This is a genomic window from Phenylobacterium sp. (genome assembly GCF_037189685.1).
Lineage (GTDB): Bacteria > Pseudomonadota > Alphaproteobacteria > Caulobacterales > Caulobacteraceae > Phenylobacterium.
This window is the reverse complement of record NZ_JBBCIT010000010.1, coordinates 205823-228801: the sequence shown is the minus strand read 5'-3', so window position 1 is coordinate 228801 and position 22979 is coordinate 205823. Positions and strand designations below refer to the sequence as shown.

At 65.2% G+C, this 22979-nt stretch carries 15 protein-coding genes; 9 read left to right on the top strand and 6 right to left on the bottom strand.

Annotated elements, in window-relative coordinates:
• Window positions 1-14 precede the first annotated feature (14 nt).
• Genes WG212_RS07140 through WG212_RS07125 form a run of 4 tightly spaced genes read right to left on the bottom strand, consistent with a single transcriptional unit; the run spans window position 15 to window position 10631 of the window.
• The gene (locus WG212_RS07140; RefSeq protein ID WP_337186390.1) at window positions 15-5603 is read right to left on the bottom strand and encodes a DEAD/DEAH box helicase; all 5589 of its coding nucleotides are present in this window, start codon (window positions 5601-5603) and stop codon (window positions 15-17) included.
• Window positions 5600-6667 (bottom strand): hypothetical protein, encoded by a 1068-nt coding sequence (locus WG212_RS07135; protein WP_337186389.1) that lies wholly within the window; start codon window positions 6665-6667, stop codon window positions 5600-5602. The genes WG212_RS07140 and WG212_RS07135 overlap by 4 nt, the downstream gene beginning before the upstream one ends.
• Window positions 6667-9438: a hypothetical protein gene (locus tag WG212_RS07130; RefSeq protein WP_337186388.1), complete on the bottom strand. Its 2772-nt coding sequence runs from the start codon at window positions 9436-9438 to the stop codon at window positions 6667-6669. Before WG212_RS07130 ends, WG212_RS07135 begins: the two co-directional genes overlap by 1 nt.
• A 5-nt stretch (window positions 9439-9443) precedes the next feature.
• Complete coding sequence (locus WG212_RS07125; RefSeq protein ID WP_337186387.1) at window positions 9444-10631, bottom strand: Druantia anti-phage system protein DruA; 1188 nt, start codon at window positions 10629-10631, stop codon at window positions 9444-9446.
• Between the two features lie 294 nt (window positions 10632-10925).
• On the opposite strand from WG212_RS07125, the gene WG212_RS07120 reads away from it, so the two are divergent.
• On the top strand, window positions 10926-11714 hold the full coding sequence (locus tag WG212_RS07120; protein ID WP_337186386.1) for a recombinase family protein: 789 nt from the start codon (window positions 10926-10928) through the stop codon (window positions 11712-11714).
• An 11-nt stretch (window positions 11715-11725) separates the two neighbouring features.
• On the opposite strand, the gene WG212_RS07115 is transcribed toward WG212_RS07120, so the two are convergent.
• Window positions 11726-12343 (bottom strand): hypothetical protein, encoded by a 618-nt coding sequence (locus WG212_RS07115; RefSeq protein WP_337186385.1) that lies wholly within the window; start codon window positions 12341-12343, stop codon window positions 11726-11728.
• Between the two features lie 262 nt (window positions 12344-12605).
• Here WG212_RS07115 and WG212_RS07110 point away from each other — a divergent pair, with 262 nt between their 5' ends.
• A complete protein-coding gene (locus WG212_RS07110) occupies window positions 12606-12794 on the top strand; it encodes a hypothetical protein (RefSeq protein ID WP_337186384.1) in 189 nt (62 codons plus the stop codon).
• Between the two features lie 15 nt (window positions 12795-12809).
• Window positions 12810-13343, top strand: a complete 534-nt coding sequence (locus tag WG212_RS07105) for a hypothetical protein (RefSeq protein WP_337186383.1) — start codon at window positions 12810-12812, stop codon at window positions 13341-13343.
• A 552-nt stretch (window positions 13344-13895) separates the two neighbouring features.
• Here the strand turns inward: WG212_RS07105 and WG212_RS07100 are convergent.
• The gene (locus WG212_RS07100) at window positions 13896-14225 is read right to left on the bottom strand and encodes a helix-turn-helix transcriptional regulator (protein ID WP_337186382.1); all 330 of its coding nucleotides are present in this window, start codon (window positions 14223-14225) and stop codon (window positions 13896-13898) included.
• A 138-nt stretch (window positions 14226-14363) separates the two neighbouring features.
• Between WG212_RS07100 and WG212_RS07095 the strand changes: the two genes are divergently transcribed.
• From WG212_RS07095 to WG212_RS07070, 6 genes are all read left to right on the top strand, one after another.
• A complete protein-coding gene (locus WG212_RS07095) occupies window positions 14364-14660 on the top strand; it encodes a hypothetical protein (protein ID WP_337186381.1) in 297 nt (98 codons plus the stop codon).
• Window positions 14657-15193 (top strand): surface-adhesin E family protein, encoded by a 537-nt coding sequence (locus WG212_RS07090; RefSeq protein ID WP_337186380.1) that lies wholly within the window; start codon window positions 14657-14659, stop codon window positions 15191-15193. Before WG212_RS07095 ends, WG212_RS07090 begins: the two co-directional genes overlap by 4 nt.
• 688 nt (window positions 15194-15881) lie before the next feature.
• Window positions 15882-16652: a hypothetical protein gene (locus WG212_RS07085; RefSeq protein ID WP_337186379.1), complete on the top strand. Its 771-nt coding sequence runs from the start codon at window positions 15882-15884 to the stop codon at window positions 16650-16652.
• A gap of 1034 nt (window positions 16653-17686) precedes the next feature.
• Entirely contained in the window at window positions 17687-20572 is a 2886-nt protein-coding gene (locus WG212_RS07080; RefSeq protein WP_337186378.1) for a TonB-dependent receptor, read from the top strand.
• 38 nt (window positions 20573-20610) lie between these two features.
• Window positions 20611-22140 (top strand): PHB depolymerase family esterase, encoded by a 1530-nt coding sequence (locus tag WG212_RS07075; RefSeq protein ID WP_337186377.1) that lies wholly within the window; start codon window positions 20611-20613, stop codon window positions 22138-22140.
• 26 nt (window positions 22141-22166) lie between these two features.
• On the top strand, window positions 22167-22970 hold the full coding sequence (locus WG212_RS07070; RefSeq protein ID WP_337186376.1) for an IclR family transcriptional regulator C-terminal domain-containing protein: 804 nt from the start codon (window positions 22167-22169) through the stop codon (window positions 22968-22970).
• Window positions 22971-22979: the final 9 nt, after the last annotated feature.

Sequence of the window (22979 nt, the reverse complement as noted above, 5' to 3'; positions counted from 1 at the left end):
GCCCAGCCTTTCCCCTAAGTCTTCAAAGCCTTCGCGATCTGCTCCAACGCTTCAGGTAGATGCCGCCGGACGCGAAGCTCGTCCACGACCTCGGCCGAAGGGGACTTGGTTCCGAAAATCCGCACCGAGGGGGCGATCGGCGAATGGATGTCGATCAGGATTTTCTGACCGCCGGTCTCGCGCCGCAAGATCAACGGAGCCTCAGACATGGCTCCTGAGGCGTATGCGCGCTCGATGTCCCATTCGCCTGCAAACACCATCTCAAGCTCGTCGGCGAGGAGGTCGAGCGACCGGGCCGCACGCGCCATCGAGAAATCGGGCAGGCCTCCATCGAGCACGTGCCGTAGGAGTTGAGCACCAACGAAACGGTCGAGCAGGCCGTGATCGAGCTTGTTGCGGAAGGATCGAAGGCAGCGATAGCAGGAGACGTCGCACGCGCCCGGGCACTCCTCCAAAATCTCCAGCGCCTTCTCGAACAGCTCCTTCGCCCGCGGCACCATCTGGGGGGAAAAGCCAGCGCCTCCTGCCAGTGTGTCGTAGAGGAAGACTTCGACGAGCGCCCCCTGTGCGCCCTTTTCGTTTAGGGCTGGCCGATACTCGGCGAGGATTTCACTCCCTTCGATCTGGAGCAGCCGGCATGCCGCTGCTGCCAGCGCCTCGCAGATAGTTCGCATGGCTGTCTGGGTTTCCGAGTTCGCCGGTAGCAGGCGGAACACCGGGTCGAGCTTCAGTGAGAACAGCGCAATGTCTGTTGGGAAGTCGGCTCCGAGAACGATCCCACTGGTGGCGTACTGGCCTGTGCATGGCGGGTCGCCATCGTTGGGGTGCGGAAGTTCGTGCGAAAGCTTGAGCTGCATATCCGGCGCGGTGACAGACTCAATCCGGCCGCACGATGTGCAATAGGTGTAGCCTTCGCTATCTGGGCCCGAGTTGGAGACCAGCAGGTGATCTCGCACCGCCAAGGCCCGGATACGGGGATTCACCTCGTCGCCGGTGTCCTCCGCGCCGGACGGCATGATCAGCTTTGCGCGCGTGGCATACGCAGTCTCATTGGGTTCATCTGGCACTGACGGAGCGGGATCGCGCCACGCGTGGGCGAAGCCCGGTGGACGAAACCAGGGTCGAGCCGGGCCAAACTGGCTCGGCGTATGGCAGGCCTCGCAAGTGAGGATTTCGCCGCGCTTGCTGTCGTCGTATGCCTCGACGGTTTTGGCGTGGCCGCACTTGCTGCATTCATAGTAGAGCCGACGCCGCTTCCAGGCCTTTTGGCGCTCGCCCTTGAACGGCGAATAGACCGCCTTCGAGGTGTACTGCTTGCTCTTGATCCAAATCTGCTTGTTCGGCGCGTACTGCGATAGGGCGACGTTCAAGCCCTGGCTCGGCGAGAACTCGGGGATGTGGCGGTAGCCTGTCGAACGCGGGCTGAACACCGTAAAGGTCGCCACGTCCGTCGGGAACGCGTATCGCGGCAGGACCCCCCAATAGAGCAAGCGATCCAGGAGATTGTCGGTCGAGGGATCAGCGACGCCATCATTCTCCGGCTCGGGATCGGCGTCGGCCTCTTCCTCGCCGTCGGCTGTAGCCTCAGGCGGACTAACCTCGGATGCCGGTTCAGCCTCGACCTCGGGCTCTTCGTCCGCGACTGCCACCTCCTTACCGAGGATTGCGGTGTCGAAGGCCTTGAGCACGTCGGCGACGAAGCTATCCAGCAAGGCTGTGCGGACGCTCCCGCTGAGCTGCTCGGGCAGCCAACTATCGATGGCGACGCGGAGCTCCGCGTCGTTGGTCTTCAGCCAGACCTCGAAGTCGGCGCGACTGAGATCACCACCGCCTTCCTTGAAATCGTGCACGGTGCCCAGAACCGAGAACAGGTTTGAGACGGCATCGTCATCGGGATCGAGGTCCGGAAGCTTATCCTCGTGATAGCGCTGGAGCAGGTAGGCCCGGATGTGGCGCTGAGCGATGTCCGGGTTCTCCAGCGTCAGGCGCGGATCGACCACGGGCCCACGGATCATCGCCTGGGGATCGCTGAAGTAATGTTCGTCGTGACTGTCGGCGCTGCCGAAGGCGACGACGGTCGCGACCGCATTCCCGCGACGGCCGGCGCGACCGGCGCGTTGCTGATAGTTGGCGCGCCCAGGCGGCATGTTGCGAAGGGCGACGCCCGACAACTCGCCGATGTCGATGCCGACTTCCATCGTCGTGGTGCTGCTCAGCACATCGATGCTGGTCGTGCCGTAGCGGTCGATCTCCTTCCAGGCGAGGTCGATGTCTTGGAACTGCATCTCGTGCTGTTCCGCCTGCGAGAAAGCTTGGTCTGGCCCCGCCGATCCAAGTTGGGCTGTGTGCTCTGCGGCAATCAGGGACATGAGGTTCGGCTTGTCCGAGTGGAGCGCCTCGACCACGGGATCCCTGTAGAAGCCCTTTCGCGCCTGGAAGACCGGGTCGGCCTCTGGATCGAAGGCGTGGATGTCGGACGAACCGCACTCGACGCATGCAGACAAGGTGCTGAGCCTGCGATGCACGGAGGTGCACGTGCTGCAGCGTCGCCATTCCCCACCGATCTCAAGGCTGAGCTTGGTGGCATCGAGACGGTGACCTGCAGCCGTGTTCTCCGTGAGGAGCGGCACGAGCCGTGGAATCCAATCCTTCTTAAAGGCCGTCCGTTGCGCGCTCGTCGAGAGGACATGAGCGAGTGCCTTTTTAAACTCGCCTTTGTGGGCGCGGACCTTGCCGCCGGTGCCCCACCAGTGGTTCGGCATGTTGCTGAGCCACACGCCGTTCTTTTTCACCCAGGCGCGAATCCAGAGGCGGGAGAGTGCCACCTTGTCGGCCTCTGTTTCCGCCAAGCCGGCGATGGGCGGAAACTGCTTCACTTTCGCGGTGATGTCGGGGGCCTCAACGACAGAGGCGATGGCAAGCGGCTCCAGGCCGAGGATATTGTGGCGGATCACCTCGTGCAGCGCGCCGAGCAGATTGACGGGCGGCTTCTTAGAGACCAGCGCGAAGAGCTGCGGAAAGTTCGGGAGGTCGCCCGGGGCGACACCGTCCAACCGTGGCATGGTCTCCGACGCGCCCTCAAGTTCTGGGCGCAGGCGAACCCCGAAACGATGGGCCGCCACGACAGCGGCGACCCAGGCGTGATCGAGCCGCAGGTTCTCACCGAGGCGCGACGGATCACTGAGGAGGCTGAACCCTGAGGGCAGGAGCGCGCGCAGGGTGTCTTGCAGCGAGAAGCTTTGAAGTGCGGGGGCGAGGCGCGCTGCGACCTGACGCGAGTCCGAGAAGACCAGCACCTTGCGTCCGCGCAGCGGCGCAAACTCAGTGGCGACCTTCGGGCTCGGCGGCTGCACCCTGATTTGTGAGGCGACCAGCGCCTCGAAGGGTTGATCCCCCTTCGTCACATGGTCTTGGACGCTGCTCTTGCCGCCGCGAACCTTGTTGCCACAGCAGCCGCACGGCACGAAAAGCCCCGGCCCTACGGACGCCGTCGCGTCGTCCTCATCATCCTCATCATCGTCGCCGTCATCGGTGGCCTTTCCCGAACCGCCGCTTGCACCGATCTGCTGGGTCGAGGGCGACAGGTAGACAGATCGCGTGCCCGCGCCGGCGTTCTTACCGATCTGGCCGGTGGCGAGGTCATAGATCGCTTCGAGCCCCTTTTCCTCGACGACCGGAGCTTCGAGCATCACGTCGAGGGGAGCGAACTCTTCGACCATCCCCTGCGAGGTCAGCAGACGATGGCCTGCGTCGGGGAACAGGTAGTCGGGCTTCGAGACATCGCGGGTGTAGGCCCGAGCGTAGGACGTGCCGCAGTAGCGGCAGGTGAAATAGGGCAGCACCGGCGAACCACAGTCGCAACGCTCCTGTGGTTGTCCGAAAAGCTTGCCGATGGGGCCGCCCCGATCTTCCTCGGCAATGGCGGAGCAGTGCGGGTCCATACAAGCCCAGAGACCTGGCAAGCCCCGATAGAAGGCATGGACACGACAGGGCAACAGGCTTGCATCCTCGGCCTTCAGCCGCGCCCGGCTCCCCATCGCGATCAGCGCGTTCACTGCCCGATCGGCCTGAGCCTCATCGGCGCCAGGAAACAGCAAATGGCGCAGTTCATCGAAAGAGCGAGCCGCCTTCATGGTCTCGTTCACGAGCAGCGCGAACGGCCCATAGTCGGAGAGTGCATGGAAGAGATCGGCACTCGGAACAGGGCTGGGCGTAACGCCACGATAGGCCAGGAACTCGCCGGCCGCATCGGCCTGGGTGGCTAGCTCCTCTGCGAAGAACTTGTCCAAATCGAACGCTGACAGGACGTCGAGGTCTGCCGCCGCTCCTACCGCCGCGCCGGGGCGAAACTCGTTCTGACCGGTGACGGGCTCGAAGGTGTCGGCGGGTACACCGCTCAGCTGACTGCCGAACTCGCCGGCCGTCTCCTTGCCCTTCTCGCTGAAGCTCGCGGTGGCGCAGATGACCTGGAAGCGTTCGGGCGGGATGTCGAGGCGATCGCGAAGCCGGCGCAGCAGCAGACCTACTTCAGCGCCCTGCGCGCCCCGATAAAGATGGGCCTCATCGAGGACGATGAGGAACTTCTCGTTGGGACACTCCGCCAGCCATTCCTTGGTTTGCCGGAAGATGGTCCGCTCGATGGGGCGGAGCATCATGTATTCCAGCATGGAGTAGTTGGTGATGAGGAGGTCGGGCGCGGTGCGTTGGACCTCGTCGCGCGTCAGCAGTTCAGCGTCGTCCTCACGGGTGATGGCGCGACGGAAGTTCCCGGCCTTGTCCTTCCATTCGCCTTGGCCGAACCATTCCGCGACGCTTTCCTTTGCTGGCCATTTCCCCCTGTCGTTCAGGACGCCCACGATCTCGTCGGCCCGCTCATCTTCCGCCGGCACAATGGGGCTGCCGCTCTGATGCCGTTCAGCGGCCTTTTCCAGGTCCACGAAGAAGTCGCCGATGGATTTGAGGCGACGGCCGTCCTTCTGCTTGGTGCGCACGCCGGCATAGGGCGTGCGGCTGGTGTAGCGCGCGAACTTGGCGGTGCGCCCCGACCACTCCTGGAACATCGCGCGGACCCGCTCATCACCGAACAGCAGCCGCAGCCTCCCGAGCTGGTCGTTGACCAGTGCGTTCATGGGATACAGGACCATTGCGCGCACGGCGGAGCGGTTCGCGAACTGGTCGGGCTTGTCGCGGGCTTCGATGGCCAGCTTGCCGAGGATCGGTAGGAGGAAGGACTCGGTCTTGCCGGAGCCCGTCCCGGTCATGATCATCAGGTTGCGTTGATCGGTGAGGATGGTCCTGATTGCGTCCGCCTGGTGGCTGTAGGGCGGATCGAACAGGAGCGGCCTGCCGTGCGTGGGCTTGGCCAGCCGTTGGTAGGCTTCCAGCGCCGCAGCCGGGACGTCCGACATTTCCGCGTAGGTCTTGCCGGTCTCGTAGCGCGGCGTGGATTCCAGATAGGGCGACTGGAAGATGCCGCCCGCGGTCTCCAGCAGGCGGCGGCGTTGGTTGACCACCTTGGGGTCGGCGATGTGATAGGTCGCCTCGATGTATCCGAGCAGCGCCGCATGGAGTGAGCGGATCGTCTCTTGGATCGTGAGCGTCATCGCTTCCCCCCGTCGCGAATGGGCTGCATCCACAGGATCGATTGCAGGAAGGCGATCTCCTCCTGAAGCGAGCCCGTTGAACTCGAAAATCGGAACAGGCACTGCGGCGCGCGCGACTTGGTCGCGACGAGCGCGAGTTTGCGCTCGGCGAATGATGGAAGCGGACCGCCGAAGGACAGGTGGGTGCTCGCTGCATCTTCGGTGATCACGACTTGCTGGGGTGTCTCCTGCACGGCGTCGAGAGCCGCTTGCAGCCGCCAGGCCTGATCACACGGGCGAATAAAGACATCACTGGGGTGTAGATCGAGAAGCCGCGTGGGCTGGCCGGCATCTAACTCGACAACGCACCAAAGCTTGCCGCCAAAGACCTGAGGACGTCGGGCGACGAAGAGGCCCGCTTCCGCTTGGCGGGGCGCGCGCCAGCGCCCGGCGTAGAAGGAAGGCGGACACGTCGGGTCGATGACTTCGAGATCGGGCACGGCGCTCGTGTTGGATGGAGCAGCGTTCAGGCGCTTGCGCCAATCAGCGACATGATCGGCGGCGGACGTCACGGGAGGAATACGCAGCCAGGCTTGTTCGCCAAGTTGCGTGAGACCGAACTCGCGGAGGTGCCCGGCGAAGTCTTCGTCATCGGGACAATCGAGGATGCGGACGGGTCCCGCGTAATCGAGGCTAGCCGAAAGTTCGGCGGGCAGCGGGCTCGGGTAGTCGCCACCGACGCCGAGTATGAAGGCCTGGGTTTTCGAGCGCATCACGAACGCCGGGGGCGCGGGCCGCAGCACGACGTTCGGCGTGTCCCAGGGATCTCCATCGATGCGACGCATCTCGAAGATGTCGCCATAGGCAATCAGGTCCTGAAGCTCTGCCTCCGTCTCCTCGCGAAGGTCACCCAAGGGCGAGAGCGGCTCGGCGACAAACCGGATCAGGTCCGATGCTGAGCAGGGCGCGAGCAGATAGGACGCCCGCCGCAGCGCGGGTTTCAAAAGGTCTCGGACATTGCCCCCACGCACACCGAGTGACGCGGCGGTGATGGTCGCGATGTCTGCGGGCTGGATCACACGCATCACGCCGTCTCCTTGAGCGCGATGCTGGGCTGACGTGAGACAGCATGGGCGAGGAACGCGCCGCGCAGCAGGTGACGTCTTCCCATCAGGTCGGCGAGGAACGCCTTCTTGTCGGCGGTCTCATCAAACCGCAGTTGCAAGGGCCGGTAAGCGAGGATAAGGGCGGCCCTGGCGCGCTGCCGGTCGGTCTCGATGCCATAGCGTTCCGCGTAGCCGATGAAGTCGTTGATGGCGTCTTCAAAGTCGGGCGGCCAGGCCGTCGTGCGCATGCGTGAGCCGAAACCCTGCGACCCACCGACTTTCTGCTGCGCTTGCTCAAATCGGGTCGGTCGGGACGACGCCAAGATTTTCAGGAAGTCGGCACCGCAGCAGAGGCCGCACAGCGCGTCGCGCATCCGCTTGATGGTGAGGTCCCTACGCACGAGCGCAAGGTGGCCGACGGGCTTGGCCATACCCCACCGACGCATCCCGTCGATCAGGCGAATAGCGGCAAGGCCCTTGTGGTCTGGCAGGGACAGGGCTTGCTGGACGCCAAGGTCGGCCAGGTCGCGGAGCTTCTTCCCCGCGGGCGCACTGGCAAAGATCGATTGGATCGTGTCCCCGCATCGCACCGAAAATAGACCGCCTTCGCCGTCCGGCTTCACTCCCGTCAGCGCCTGCTCCAACGGGATCGTTTTGCGGTCGAGGGGCGAGGCCAGCGAGTACAGCCGCACGACCGGCGTCTCCGCATGGTCGGTTTCATCGACAAGGCGGACAGTCCCCGCGCCCGCCTCATACCGCCAGCGTAGTGGCTCGACGGCGCGGGGATAGCGATCCGCCTGGCGGCCGAGCTCATCGAGCTTCGCTACGATGTCGAGCTGGAAGGCCTCGTCGATCTCGTCTGAGTAGTTGTCGCACGCGCGCCTGAGCATCGTGGGCATGTTGCCGCCCGTCTCGCCGACGCGGCTGGTCCCGAGGGGATGGTCCCAGGCCGGATGGCCGGCGGCGTCATAGCCGACCAAGCTCCAGTGCACCTGTCGTCCGGAGGGGCCGAACGCCACAAGAGAGGCTTCGCCGCTCACAACCGATTCGAAGTCCGCTGTCGGCGGGGTGCGGATCAGACGGAAGCCTGACTTCCCCTGCATGCTCTCCGCCCACGGCGTTGGGGCGAGGATGTCGAACTCGAACTGCTCCGAAGGCGTGGTCCATCCGCTGCCGGTGGCGGATATTGGGGCAAGCGCGAGGCTGTGGCGACCAACGGAGAGGTGCTCCAACGCGATCAGCGCTTGGGAGTCCTGGCAGGTGATGAAGGACGCATCCGCGCCATCGAGCGATACGACGATGGTCTTGATGTCCGCGTCCGCGGAAGTGGCAAGGATGACAGTTTCGGTGGCGAGCCAGGACGGCAGGTTTCCAGGGCGCGGACCGATGCCAAGGGGCCGGACCGAGACGTCCGTCTTTGTCCCGATCCGAAGTTCCTTCAGCGCGGCTTTGGTCTGATCGCTGATGCGCGCTGGCGTTCTCAGGACGAAAGCCTCTGCGCCGGACGCGTTAAGGTTGGCGCGCTTCAGGCCCACGCGATCGAGCGACGATGCGGGCGGGCTCGCGCGGGTCAGGACGAGATACTCCTGGTCCGAGCGCACAAAGCCACCGACGACCTCGCGATAGCTGCCGTCGAGGTGTCGTCTCAGCACCCAGGCGGGGCGCTCTTCGATCTTCGCTACCTCGGCCAGCAGGCGCGCCAGGTCCACGTTGTCTCCTTCGGCCGCCACGAGCGCCGCGTTCGGTGCGGGGAAGGCATCGATACCTCGGTCCTTGCCGCTGAAGGTCAGGAGGAAGGACGCCGGCTGCCAGCGATCTCCATCGCCGACAACTTGAACCCGCTGGCCCGCGACCACATCCCGACCGACGCCCAGCCGCCGAAAATCTGGAAAGGCGAGACCCAGCCCGAACGTCCCGTCCTGAAGTCGTTTGGCAACCACGCGGAAGCGTTGGCTTTGCGCGGCAACTGCGCCGGTCGGGTCTGCGGGCGCAGATTTGGAGCGAAGGCTCGCCGCGATCTTGACCTTCGTCGTCTCCAAGATGTGGCGAGCATCACGAAGGTAAGTTCGTGCTTCTCGGGTGCGTTCGAGGTCATCGACGATCCGCCGCAGCACGGAGGGCTCGATGCGGGCGACAAGCGGCCTAGTCGCCTCGTCGCGCAGCGCAAGGACGATCTGGGTGGTGAGTCCCGTCTGCTGCAAGAAATCGCGGAAGCGGGAGGTCGTCCCACTGTAGCGCCGCAGGAGGAGCTCGCCGAGACCGTCGCCTTCTTCGAGCACTGCGTGTGGGAGGGCATGGCGGAGGTCGAACAGATGACGCGCGAAGTGAACCTGTAGGTAGCGCGGAAGGATCGCTCCGCTGATGGGCCAGGCGATAATGTTGAAGTGGCCAGCCCAACGCCCCCTGGGCTGCGGCCCGCTGAAGTCAGCAGCGAATCGGCGATAGAAGCTGCGCAACTGCTGCCGGTAGTCGTTGCTCCGCCACTCTCCACGGCGTCGCTCCAATTCGGGCCAGTACTCGTCACCCGAATACCGATAGCCTGCTTCCGCGCCTAGCGCCGTCCACACAAGCCAGTGGGATAGCGAGGGAGCGCTGTAGCGAATGGAGGCGCTGGCGGCCTCCGCGATCTCACCCAGCTCGGCAGCGCTGAGGCCATGCTCCAGCGCGTAGACGGGATAACCCAGCTCGCGGCGCTGTGCCGCGAGCATTTCGTAAGTCGTCTGAAGCCGCTGCTGAATGCCCCCCAGCATACCCGTCAGCCTGTTCGACGCTTCGCCGCCGTTGGAAGCTCGACCTTGCGCTTGATTAGATTGGGGATCTGGTCGCGTGTCCAGGACTGGTAGTCGATCTCTCCGCGTTCGGCCCGCGGCATAATCCAGCGCTCGCGCGCTAGGTCAGAAATCTGCGAGACGCTCAGTAGGTCCGAGAAGTCGGGCTTCGCCTTGCCGTCCTTCAGGACCTCGTAGGCGTTCTCGGCTAGCGTCGAGATGAAGACCTCGCGTTGGATGCCGTGCTTCAGGATGTTCTCATTGACGTTCAGGCCGATGAGTGCGGCTCGGATGGCGCGCAGCCTCCAGTTCGGCCCTTCGCCGAAGACGTGCTTATCGGCGTAGTCGTGATCCCGCTCTCGAAGGAATGCCCGCATCTTCTCGAAGAGGCTGTCGGTGATGTGAAAGTGCCCGAAGCCCTTCGTGAAGCCGAGAGGCTTCAGGTAAGTGACGTCGCCGAGCCTGAGCCGGTTGTAGACCGACGAACGCCCCATGGAAGAGGTGGTCGTGACAGCAAGAAGCTTGGCGTGCTTGGCGGACTTTGAGATCACGCCGACCGACTTCCCGTAGGCGCGATTGAAATCCCTTAGGACATCCTTCGAGCGGATGAGGCACGCCACTGCCTTCCCCCCCAAGAGGAAGCTGTACGGGGGAACCGCGCCTAGAACGTAGGCATCGAGAATGCCGACAAGGCGCTTGGCGCGGTCGTGAACGTCCCAGCCGATCTCGTTGTCCCGGACGGAGAGATTGTAGACGGGATCGCCGAGCGCAATCACGCCCGCTAAGCGGTCGTGGCCGTCATCCCACACAAGGTAGCGCATGCGTCGGCCGAAGCCTGGCGACACGGGGACCGACCAAGTCAGGGTGGCGATGCGGAACAAGTCCGCTTCAGCGGTCCCGCTCTTAACGAGGATCAAGCGGAACTTGACCTTCGCCGGGTCGATCTCAGCACCATTCGCAAAGTGCGGCAGCGCCTTCGGCAGGGCGCGCGTGAGGAGGGACTGAGCGGCGGCCATCTTCTCGCGCCACTGGCTGCGGTGCAGGTTTCGGATAACATCCTTCCCGCCGTCAGGAAGAACCAGGTCGCCCGCCTCGTCCTTCGTGAAGCCGAGGGTCCGCAAGTGATCTCTTAGCGCGCGCTTGAGCGTAGCTTCAGCGCTGAATGGCTGCGCCACTCGCGCATTCTTTGAACTCATTACACCCTCCCGCCCAGGTAGATTCTTGAACCGGCGGCGAAGGTGCCACAAGCCACAATCGCGAAGTTGTCGCCGATCCAGAAAGGAACGGTGGACATCCGCTGCCTCCAACGACACCCGAGTTCCGCGACTGGCGCAAGCTCGCCGATCCCAAGCGAGGCCACCTCGCGGCGCTGGGCAGGATGCGAGACCTCACGCCAGCTCTTGGAAGCGTCATTCTGAGGGGACGCCCACATGCCGGGCGCAGCCCGAGCCCCCCTTCCGAAGGTTCGCTTGACGGAACTGGAGGCGCCCGGCGCTCAGTTGTCGATTTTTAAGATTATCCCAAGTTTTCAGGGTTACAATTACAACAACCTTCCTCTCCACAAATGTAACGTCCGAATGATCGCAGGTTTTGTTGCCTACTATAGGGTGAGCACTGATCGGCAGAGCCGGTCTGGGTTAGGTCTCGAAGCGCAGCGCGAAGCGGTCAGGGCGTACCTCAGTCATCGCAACGCCGGGCTCATTGAGGAGGTGACGGAGGTCGAGAGCGGCAAGCGCGCTGATCGGCCGAAGTTGGCGGAGGCGCTCAGGCTCTGCCGCCTCCACGGTGCAACCCTGATCATCGCCAAGCTGGACCGGCTGGCGCGCAACGTCGCATTCGTCAGCGGGTTGATGGAGAGTGGCGTCGAGTTCGTGGCGGTGGACTTCCCGCAGGCGAACCGGCTCACCGTCCACATCCTCGCAGCCGTGGCCGAGCACGAGGCCGCCATGATCAGCCAGCGGACCCGTGACGCCCTAGCGGCGGCGAGGGCGCGCGGCGTGAAGCTGGGCGGGGATCGCGAGCGGTTCGCGACCGTGCGCCACCTGGGCAATCCGGCGAGCGCGGCCAGCCGTGCGACGCGGGCGAACCGGCGCGCCATCGACATCGCTCCGCTGGCGCGAGACCTGCGCGATACCGGGATGTCGCTCCGTCAGGTCGCCGCCGAACTGGATCGTCGCGCCGTGGGTACTCCGCGCGGGACTGGGGCGTGGTCGGCGACCCAGGTTCAGCGGGTCTTGCAGCGCGCGGAGGTTGCCTGAACGCCGCACTGCTAATGGCCCAGCGATGGAAAGCCGTCGTAGCATTCGGAATGGTCGCCTGTGTGGTTTTCCATCCCCGGCTTGGTCAGGCAGCCTCTCGGAGCGACGTAGCTGTCAATCCTGCGCTCGGGCTCTTCCCGCCAACTCAGATTGAAGGCGGCGCGCGTCGGATAGAACTCCATGCGTGAGTAGGGCAGATGGTCGTGAACCCACCACGCCATGGGCCGCCAGTCGCGGTCACGCTCGTAGCGATCTGCGAACCACGGAATGACGATGCAGGCGGTGGCGCCCATCCGCCCAGCCTCGTCACGCCGGTCCCAAATGTGACTCGCGTAGTTGGCCTCGTTGCTCGCGCAGGCGTAGCCGCGCTCATTTCCAAAGGCGTTCACCGTGGGTGAGCGGTAGGCGGAGCGGATGGCGATCCGCCCAAAGGTCGCGCTCAGCGGTTCGAGGAGTTCCTCGCAGAGCCGGGTTCCCGCAGCAATGGCGAGGTCGGGATCATCTGGGATGTTGGAAAGCCCGTGGAGATTGGCGATCTCACTATAGAGGAAGTCTCGCATGAAGAAGCTGGGCGACAGCCGCACGCGGCCGAGTTCCTCTAGCTTGGCGACCGACTTCGGTGATTTCACGTTGGCACAGCCCCGCTTATCAAGGGCGTCACAGGTAGGACGCTACGTGGCGCGCGACTGGGCGTTCCATGGCGCGCAGGTCGATGCCATTGCCAGAATGAGACCAGATCGCCAACGCGCAAGCCCGATCCTAAACGCAATGAGGGCGATGGATGAGATGCGCGGCCAGCTTCAAGTCGCGGAAGGAATGGCTGGTGCCAGGACGTAATCATAGGTGCTCCGGTGTCCAGCCGACTTGCATCCCACCACAGACGAGCCGCCGATGAACCCCGGTTCATTGCGGATCGGCACATGGAACCTGGACCACGCGCGCCCGCAGCGTCATGACGCTGAGCGTCTGCGGCTCATGCTCCAGGCCGACGCCGACATCTGGGTGCTGACCGAGACGAACGACCGGCTGGCGCTGCCGGGATATGCCGCCACTCACTCTGCGCCTCGGCGCGGCGGGTAGGCCGGTGGGCGATGGGTGACCATCTGGACCCGATTGCCCGTTCGTCATCATGTCGCCGTCGAGGATGATCACCGCACGGTCGCCGCGCTGGTCGAAAGCAGCTTGGGCGACATGCTCGTCTTTGGAACCGTCCTGCCTTGGCAGATGGACTTCGGGGACGCGCCCACGGCGGAGAAGCCGAGAGCCTGGGAGGAGCAGTATCGCGTCACGCCGCTGCAAGGCCGCGAATGGGCGCGGCTCCAGGCCCAGCACCCCGGCGCGGCGCTCTGTGTCGCGGGCGATCTCAATATGAACCTGGGCGGGCCGCACTACTACGGGACGAGCCATGGCCGTGCCCTGCTCACGGGTGCGATGGACGCCGCCGGTCTGGTCTGCGCGACGGCCTATGAATGCGTGCCACCAGGCCTCCTGAGGTATCCCGCCATCGACCACATCCTGTTGCCGGTGGCGTTGGCAGGGCGCGCGAGGCTCATCACCGCATGGGAAGGAACCACGCCGGAAGGGCATCGCCTGACCGATCACAGTGCGCTCGTGGTGCAGGTGGATTGAGCCCCGCTAGAGAGGTTCGGCAGCCATTTTGACCGTAAGATGCGCGATCAGAAGTTGGCGCCGCTTCAATCGTTTGACGCGCAAGGTCACTGGTCAGAGACCCTAGCGTATGGCGAGCGGCTAGGGGCCGATAAATCGTGACCGCAGGCCGCTAACAAACTAAAAATACGGATGAAAACAGCATCCGAAGCCGCCCAATGCTGACGGCATCCTTCTTTACCCACACAGGCGTCGGCCGCATCTCCATTGCCCGCTGGACACCGAAGAACACGCCGCCGGGCTTCAAGGTTTACCGAGCTTTGGCCCCAGGTGACTGGTTCAAGTCTGTCGATTGGGATCGCTACTGCGAACTCTACGCCGAGCAGCTTTCCCGGCTGGACCTGGCGAGGGTCTGGGAAGACCTACACGATCTCGTAGCGCCGCATGAGCCCGTGTTGCTGTGTTGGGAGCGCCTGGACCGGGATGACCAGTGCCACCGGCGTCTCGTGGCGGACTGGTTCGAGCGCGGCCTGGGCGTGGTTGTGCCGGAGATCGGCCATCAACCGTCGCTGTTCACTTCGAGCGGGCCAGGGCTGCGATCTGCGCGGCGGCCACCTCCAAGTCACGGTCGCTGAGGTCGTAGGCGTTGGCGACGATGGTGGCGATGATCGCATCTCGCCCTTCGAGTTTGTACTGCGCGCCGACGAGGAACGCTGTCACCGGCACGTCAAAAGCCTCAGCGAACCGTTCCAGCGTCTCAATGCTAGGGGCCATGACGCCGCGTTCGACAGCCGAGATCGCATCGACGGAGCGATCCGTCATGCCTGCCAACTGCTCCTGCGTGACCTTCCGCGCAGTGCGGATGGCCCGAAGGTGCAACCCGATGCGCGCCTTGAGTGACATGCGCCGAAAGTCCCCTGGCTTGGGCTTGCGGCACACCGACCCATAATCAAAACGCAACGCTTGAAGCCGTATTAAAAATACGGCCACAGGTGTAGCGGCCGGATAGGGAGCGTAGATTTCGATGGGGGAGATAGATTGGTGAAAGGAAAATCGCTCGGAGCCGCGCTCTGCGCCCTTGCGATGGCTGGGTGTCAGCAGCCGTCATTCTCGGACGACGACATCGCAAACCTGAAGTCCGAGATCACCGCGAACGCCTCAGCGCAGGGCTTCACTGTCCAGGAGGTCGGCCTGATCAGGACGGATGACCGGGAACTCAGCGGCTTCGCCAAGCTGGCCAAGGACATCGATGGCTACGGCATAATCAACGTCACTTGGTCGTGCTCGGCGACGATGAGCCGCGACGACGGCCAATACGTGTGGAAATGTGCGCCGTGAGGTCCGCCGCGCTCGTGGTGCTGGCGACGACGCTGGTTGCGGGGTGCGACAGCCCAAATACCGCTCCGCCCGCCAAACAAGCCGCGCCGCCGCCGCCCGTGGTTGAACCGCGTTGGCGGGAGTTGAGGTCCAACGACGAGCGGGCGGTCTATTTCACCCCTGCCGTCGAAACGGTCGGCCCGTACAAGCGCATGTGGATGGCTGAAGTGCTCGCGAAGGCCAAGCCGATGACGGTGGGCGGTGAGCGCATCCTGGTCGAACGACGCTCCGACCTGATCGAGGTCGATTGCGCGCAGAAACGGGTTCGATCTCTACAGGTGAATGTCGCGGGCGAGGGCGGTCGGACGGCGAGCGACACGTTCAAGGAACCGCAGTGGTACTTCGTCAATCCTGACGCGGCGAACTACGCCACCCTGGAGCACGCCTGCGGCGGCCGTCAGATCAGTGAGGGTGCGGGCTTTTCGACGCTGAAAGCCGCTATGGAAGCCTATCGCCGACATCTCGCTTCGAGGGCGGGCGGAACGCCTGGTTAGGTGGGCATTAGAAGCTGGTCGGCTACACCATATCCGGTGGGTGTCGCACAGCTTGGTGAGCGCCGTTGAACCGGGGTTCATTCGTCGTGCGGGCGTCCTCTTACATGGATGACCTATACGAATTCCCATGACCCTACTGCTCCCCCGGTACTCTCCCGCCCTGAGGGTTCAGGCAGTAGATGGAAAGCATGATCGTTTGGTGCTGCGTCTTGGCAGATGGTACGCGCAAGCGGTCAGCCTCGCGGATTTTGTCGATGCGCTGGCAGACGTGCCCTTCGCCGATGGGGCCGGGACCCTGTTCACTCATCCAAGAGGGGGCCCAAGCCAGGGCCGACGGCGGGTGCTGCACTTTCGGAGCGGTGGACGCGGCAGGGGAAGGCCCGCAGGCGCACCCCTCGTCGATGGCCAAGTCCAAGTCCAGCCGTCTCGGGGTGGCGAACACCTGCCCGGTACACATTTGGTGGTCGAGGCTTCGATTTCGGTGAACCCGACGCGCTTTGTCGCGCACCAGCTTTCACGTAGGTTCGTGGGCCGTCGTTTCGAGGAATGGCCACTACTCCAGCCGTTGCTGGCAACGCGGAACGTCTCTCTCGGGACGCCTTCTGAGTTTGTCCTCGACGGGACAGACAACGTACTCCTGACCCCCGCGTCCCAGGCCTTTGGTCGCTCAGAGGCATGGCCTATCCAGGTGGAAAGCTACCTGTCCGCCGTCAGAAACATGCTGTCGAGCACCGTTGCCGAGGCCGCCGTGGGTGCAGGCGGTGTCCTGGGTAGACCTTCCGAATACGTGAACCTGTATGAGGCGGAGACCTACTGGGAGTTCGCAGCGGACGACCCCACGGGTTTAGTCCGAAATCTGGAAGCGCCTCTTTTCGAGTGGGCCCAAAAGCCGCAATCGCGCCGGTTTGCCCAATCCGCCGGAAGTCTGACGACGGACTTCGAGAACAACTCGCGCCAGCTAAGCGTCCAAGTGCAGTCCGGTGTCCGGCTGCGCGTATACGCGAAAACCTCACGGCGAGTACGTTTCGAGATCATCCACGACCTTCGCCAGAACGCCCGTCCCATAGGCCGCCACACGAGCGAAGACTTCGGCGCGCTTTCCCGCTGGCTGGATGCGCTCCGCCAGGATGCTGCCGCCGCGCTCAACTTAGTCTTCGACCACATCGAACAAAGATCGGTCCTGCCCCCTGACGGCTGGAGCACGGCCGCGTTGGTACGGCACGTCTGCGAGGTCTGTGGCCGCGACGCCGAAGCGATCCTCGCGCTGTTGATCGGCAATGGCTGGCTGAGGGTAGGGGTCCATGATCCGGTGCGAGGACATGTGATCGGCTTAGTAGGTGCAGGCGTCTTGGAGCGGACGGGAGCGACCTATACCGTGCGTCCGCCATATCAGCGCGCCTTCGCCGAACTCCGAGGCGTCCGACGCTCGCGCACCGCGACTAGCCGAACACCTACATAGGTCTATCCAAGCCTCCACCAGGGTGGGAAGGCGTCGCGCCCACAGCGGGCTCTCTTGAAGGTCCAACGGCACCACACGGGCTTCCCAGCGCGTTGCAGGCGACGCTTCGCAGGATTGCCCCTCGTGCGCCGTTGGGGTGGGCTCCCAAATGAGTTCGTGTTCGTGTGCGGAAACCACATCACGGGCTTTCCAACTGTGACACCGCGTTGTACCACTTGGCGGCTGTCGAGGCCCCTTAAGTGGCTGTTTTTATTGACCCTGGTGACGGCTTGGACAATCTCCTGCCGGGCCCACCAGCGCGTCCTCAAGGGACTGACTTGCCTTAAGTCTCTGTCTTAAAACAGCTTCTCAGATCGGACTGTGACTCATTGTTGTGCCGGTATGAGTGAGCGTGAGTTGCTGAAGTACCGTGGCTTGGTGCGCTGCGATGGCGGTGTTTGGTACGTGAGGAAGCGAGTTCCGGACGATGTTCGGCACGCACTGGGATCGTCGGACATCCGGCGAAGCCCGAAAACCGCGGACCGCGATCGGCTCCATCGTCACGGTCTCGGAGGGGGCTTGGCGACGCCGGCCCTCAAGACATACGGCTCGATCAGCTTATCGAGTCTCATCGCGTGCGCCATCACCTCCGCCTGAGTTGGCGTCTAGGGCGCGCATGAAGTCAGCCTCGGCCCGACTTGCGATGACATGCGCCTCCCGCATGAGGAACTAGGTTGGCGAGGCGGTCGGGTCAGCCCGGAAGAGGTGCGTAAAGCGAAGGGCCACACGGTGATGCGCCTCACCAGCGCGTTCACTGGCTGACACCCGCATAGCCTGAGCCGCTCGTTTTCTGCCGGTCGCGCGAAGAGCATTCCTTGCGGCCTACGCGAGAGCCGCTTGGGCAAGACTTGGTTCTCGACCCCACAGGTCGAGGGGGTGTCTCAACGTGATCCTCTGTCCGGTGGCTCTTGCCAGATAGCCCGGCTTGGGCGTATTCATATTACGAATAAAAGTTCGTAATCCGAACAAACAAAAGCAGAGGGAAGGATACGCAGATGGGTCGTTCCGGGATCGCAAGGGCGTTGTGGGGGAGCGTCAGCCTGCTTGCGCTGGCGGCGGTGGCGCCGCAGGCCTGGGCCCAAGCGGCGGGCGGGGGCGACGAAGCGGTCGCCGAGGTCGTGGTGACCGGCAGCCGTATCCAGAATCCGGGCATGACATCGCCCACGCCCCTGACCGTGCTGAACGCCGACCAGTTCAAGCAGACGGCGCCGTCGTCCGTGGACGACATCATCGCGCAACTACCTGCCATGCGGATGAACTCGGGCCCGAACCAGGTGCAGCGGAACGCCGGCTCGATCTCCACGGGCCAGAGCGTGACGAACCTGCGCGGCCTGGGCGGGCAGCGCACGCTGATGCTGATCGACGGCCAGCGCCCCGTGCCGACCAACGCGCAGGGCACGACCAGCACCAGCATCATCCCGGTCGAACTGGTCCGCCGCCTGGAAGTGGTGACCGGCGGGGCCTCGGCCGCCTATGGCTCGGACGCCGTGGCGGGCGTCGTGAACTTCATCCTGAAGGACCGGATCGAAGGCCTGCAGGGCTCGGTCTACGCCGGCCGTTCGATGCGGGGCGACAACAACGAGATCGGCTTCAGCCTGGCCACGGGCCTGTCGCTCATGGACGACCGCCTGCGGATCATCGCCGGCGGCGACTACAACGACAACGACGGCGTCGGGAACATCTACAGCCGCGGCTGGTCCGCGGTCGAACCGGGCAACTCGGGAAATCCGCTGTCCTTCGGCGCGAGCCGGCCCGCCGGCACGCCGGCGTTCGGCTGGGCCAACGGCGTCGAATACGCCACCCAGACGCCGGGCGGCGTGATCAACACCGCGCGCACCGCCACGGGCGCCACGGTGACGCTGCTGAACCAGATGGCGTTCGCCGCCGACGGCAGCCTCTATCGCCTGGTCCGGGGGCCGGTGTTCGGCAACCTGATGATCAATTCGTCGAGCAACCCGATCGCCACGCCGATCGCGCAGTGGAACCTGAAGCAGCCGCTCGAGCAACTCTCCACGATGGCGCGCGCCACCTACGACGTGAACGACACCACCACCGCCTGGGCGCAGGCCGGCTACGCCTGGGCCAACGTCTTCACGCTCTCGCAGTACCACCAGACGCCCACCGTCACGATCCTGCAGAGCAACCCCTACCTGCCGAACCAGATCCGCACCCTGATGGCGGACAACAACATCGCCTCGTTCGACATGGGCCGGGTCGACACCGAGTGGCTGGGGACGTCGGGCGACAACACCTACTGGACCTTCCAGGCCTCGGCCGGGCTCAAGGGCAAGGTGTTCGAGAAGTTCAACTGGGACCTCTCGTACAACTACGGCAAGTCGGTCATCGACTCGAAGATCTACGGCACCCGCGAGGCCAATCTGGCGGCCGCCGAGTATGCGGTGCTGGACGCCGCGGGCAACATCGTCTGCGGCCCCATCGCCACCAATCCGAACTTCGCCGCGGCGCGGCTGACCAACACCATCCAGCCGGGGCTCGTGCAGCCGGGCTGTGTCCCGCTGAACCCGTTCGGCGCCGGCAACGTGTCGCCTGCCGCGCGCGACTACGTCTCGGGGATCGAGTACACCCGCAACGACATCATCCGCCACGACGTGGCCCTGAACGTGGGCGGCGCGGTCTTCGAGCTGCCGGCGGGCGCGGTGTCGTTCGCGGCCGGCCTGGAGTACCGGCGTGACAGCCTGAAGCAGGTGGCCGATCCGTTGCAGATCCTGGGGCTCTACTCCTCGGGCAACAACAAGACCTACTCGGGCAAGAACGACGTCAAGGAAGCCTACCTCGAGGTCGAGGTCCCGCTGCTCAAGGACATGCCGGGCTTCGAGGCCCTCGGCGTGAGCGGCGCGGTCCGCCGGACGGACTACAAGACCAGCGGCGCGGTCACGACCTGGAAGGCCGGCGGCACGTGGGAGCCCATCGACGGCGTGCTGTTGCGCATCACCCGGTCGCGCGACATCCGCGCGCCGTCACTGTCGGAGCTGTTCTCCCTGGGCGGCATCTCGGCGACGGGCTCGTTCGTGAACCCCTTCAACGGCCAGTCGGCGCGCCTCCCGGTCCAGACCACCGGCAACCCCGACCTCGTGCCGGAAGTGGCCGACACGCTCTCGTTCGGCGCCACCTGGCGCGCCAGCGGCGGCCCGCTCTCCGGGCTTCGACTGTCGGCCGACTACTACAACATCAAGATCAAGGACGTGATCGCCTCGGTGGGCGCGACCGATATCCTGCAGCGCTGCTTCCAGAACGTGCAGACCTATTGCTCGGCCATCACCTTCGACAACTCGGTCTTCGGGATCGCGAAGGTTTTCACCCAGCCGTTCAACCAATCGATCCTCGAGGCCGAGGGCGTGGACTTCGAGGTGGGCTACCGCACCGACCTGGAGGCCCTGAACCTGCCGGGCTCGGTGGACGTGAATCTCTACGTCACCCACCTGGCCCACCTGAAGACGACCGACCGGCCGGGGCCCCTGGGCATCACCGTCGACAACGCCGGCGTCCAGGCGGGCCAGTCGAAGTGGGTGGGCGCGGCCTACATCAACTATCACCTGGCGCCGTTCACGGTGGGGCTGCAGGCCCGCGCGTTCTCGCCGATCCGCTACTCGGCGCTGTTCTTCGGCCCCGGCGAGGAGGGCTACAACCCGGCGCTGGCGACCAGCATCAACAAGAACGTCTTCCCGTCCCACGTCTATTTCAACCTGAACGGGGCCTACGACTTCGAGCAGTTCGGCAAGACGTTCCAGCTCTACGCCAACGTCGCGAACCTGTTCGACAAGGACCCGCCCGCCTTCGCCATCGCCGCGATCAACCTGGGCGGCAACCCGTACGACTACGTCGGCCGCACCTTCAAGGTCGGCCTGCGCTTCGGCTTCTGATGATGGCGCGCGCCACCTTCCTCCCAGCGCGGGCCGCCATGGCCCTGGGCGCCGCGATCGCCATGATCGCCGGCGTCCAGGCGAAGGCGCAGCTCGTCGACTACGAACCGGCCGCGAAGGCGACGCCGGTGCAGCAGGACGCCGCCTGGCGCCTGGCGTTCCGCCCTGGGATGCAGGTGCTTACCCAGACGGTGGGCCAGCTCCGGTCGGGCGCGCCGCCGGCGGTCCAGGCCCAGGTCGACGCCTTGGTCGCCGAGGCCGCGAAGCAGTCCGAGCCCGAAGCGCGGCGCACCCTGTGGCGCGCCGTCGGCCTGATGGGCGACCAGGCCTGGACGCCCGACAGGGAACTGTTGGGCGCCGTGGCGCTGCGGACGCCCAGCCAGATCTGGACGGGCGCCGGCGACGTCCTCACCGCCGAGACGCTGTACCCCGCCAGGGGCCGCGTCAGCTACGCGCTCGACCTCTACGTCAGCCAGCCCACGACCTCGGCGACGCCGAAGAAGGGCGAGCTGATCCGCCGCATCTCGCAGGGAAGTGTCGAGACCTATCCCGCGCCGATCGCAGCCTCGCTCGCGGGCCTGCCGGACGGCGCCTACCTGCTGCTGGCGAAGGTCTCGGCGGGCGCGGCCACGACCGAAATCGTGCAACCGGTCTATCTGGTCCGCGACCTCGACGCCCGCTACGCGGCGCTGAAGCGCGAACTCGCGACGATCGAAGGCCATGAGGAGGCCAAGGCGCTCGCCGAGTACCCCTACGCCCTGGCCCACGCGATGAGGGCCGGTCAGCGCGAGGTCGTCTCGTACGACTTCCCGGCGGCGACGAAGCGCTCGGCCGACATCGTGGCGGCGCTGAAGGCCGGCCGCGATCCGGTGCGCCAGGCCCGGGGCCTGCAGAACCGCGCCTACCGCTTCGCCGAGACCGGCGAGCTGATCCCGTTCCAGGTCTACGTTCCCAGCACATGGACGCCTGCGAAGCGCTGGCCGCTGATGGTGGCCCTGCACGGCGCGAACCTGGACGAGACCAACATGCTGGGCCGCGATGGCGGCCGCATGCAGAAGCTGGCCGAGCAGCACGGCGTGGTGGTGGTGACCCCGCTCGGCTACCGCCTCAACAGCGCCTACGGCTCCGAGCGCGGGCTGGCCGGCCTGGCGGGCCGGGACATGACCCGCGTGAAGCGCAGCGAGCAGGATGTCCTCCAGGTCACCGCCCTGGTGGAGAAGGAGTACAACATCGATCCCGCCCGCCGGTATCTGACCGGCAACTCCATGGGCGGCGGCGGCACGTGGTGGATCGGCGGCCGGCATGCCCAGATGTGGGCCGCCATCGCCCCCGGCGCCTACGGCGGCGTGATCGCCGAGGACGTGCCCGCGCTCTCGAAACTGCCCATCCGCGTCATCGTGGGGGAGCGCGATGACCTGATGCTGGAGCGCGTGCGCGAGACGATCGCCACGCTCAAGGCCGGCGGCGTCACGCCGGAATATGTGGAGGTTCCCGGCGGCACGCACGCCAGCGCGTTCGAGACCGAGCTGCCGGAAATTTTCAAGTTCTTCGAAAAGCACGCCAAATAGCCCCGACGATGAGCAGCGAGGGGCCCATGAGCGACGAGAAGAACATCGTGAAGTCGGTGGCGAAGGCGTTCGCCGTCCTTCAGGCCTTCGGTCCGGATGCGACCGAGATGGTCCTGGCGGACGTGGCGCGCGCCGCGGGCCTCGACAATGCCGGCGCGTTCCGGCTGCTCAACACCCTGGTGATGCTGGGCTACGTCGAGCGCGTCCCCGACACCCGCCGCTTCCGGCTCACCTTCAAGTGCCTGGAGCTCGGCTTCAACGCCATCGCTCGCTCCGACATCCGCAGTCTGGCCCGGCCGCTCCTGCGGGCCATCGTGGGCGAGCGGATCGAGGCGGCCTCCATCGGCGTGCTCGACGGCCATGAGGTGGTCTACATCGAGCGCATCCAGGCAGGCCTCGAACGCCTGGCGGTCGACATCCGGGTCGGCAACCGGGTGCCCGCGTACTCCTCGGCGATCGGGCGGGCGATCCTGTCGCGCATGCCGCTGGAGGCCCAGCGTTCGATCCTCGAGGCGGCCCCGCCCCGCCGCCTCACCGACCGCACGATCATCGACGTCGACACCATCCTGGCGCAGATCGCCGAGACCGGCCGCCTGGGCTACGCCTTCTCCGACCAGGAGACCGTCACCGGACTGCGCGTGATCGCCGCGCCGATCACCGATGTGGACGGCGTCCCGGTCGCCGCGGTCAGCGCCGCGGCCCCGGCCTTCGGCCGGACCGAGCAGGAGTTCCTGGCCGACGCCCGCGACCTGACCGTCACCGCGGCCACCCGCCTTTCCGAAGCCGTGCGCGCCGCTGGCGGCATGGCGGCCCACCGACACTCACCCTGACTCTGGAGT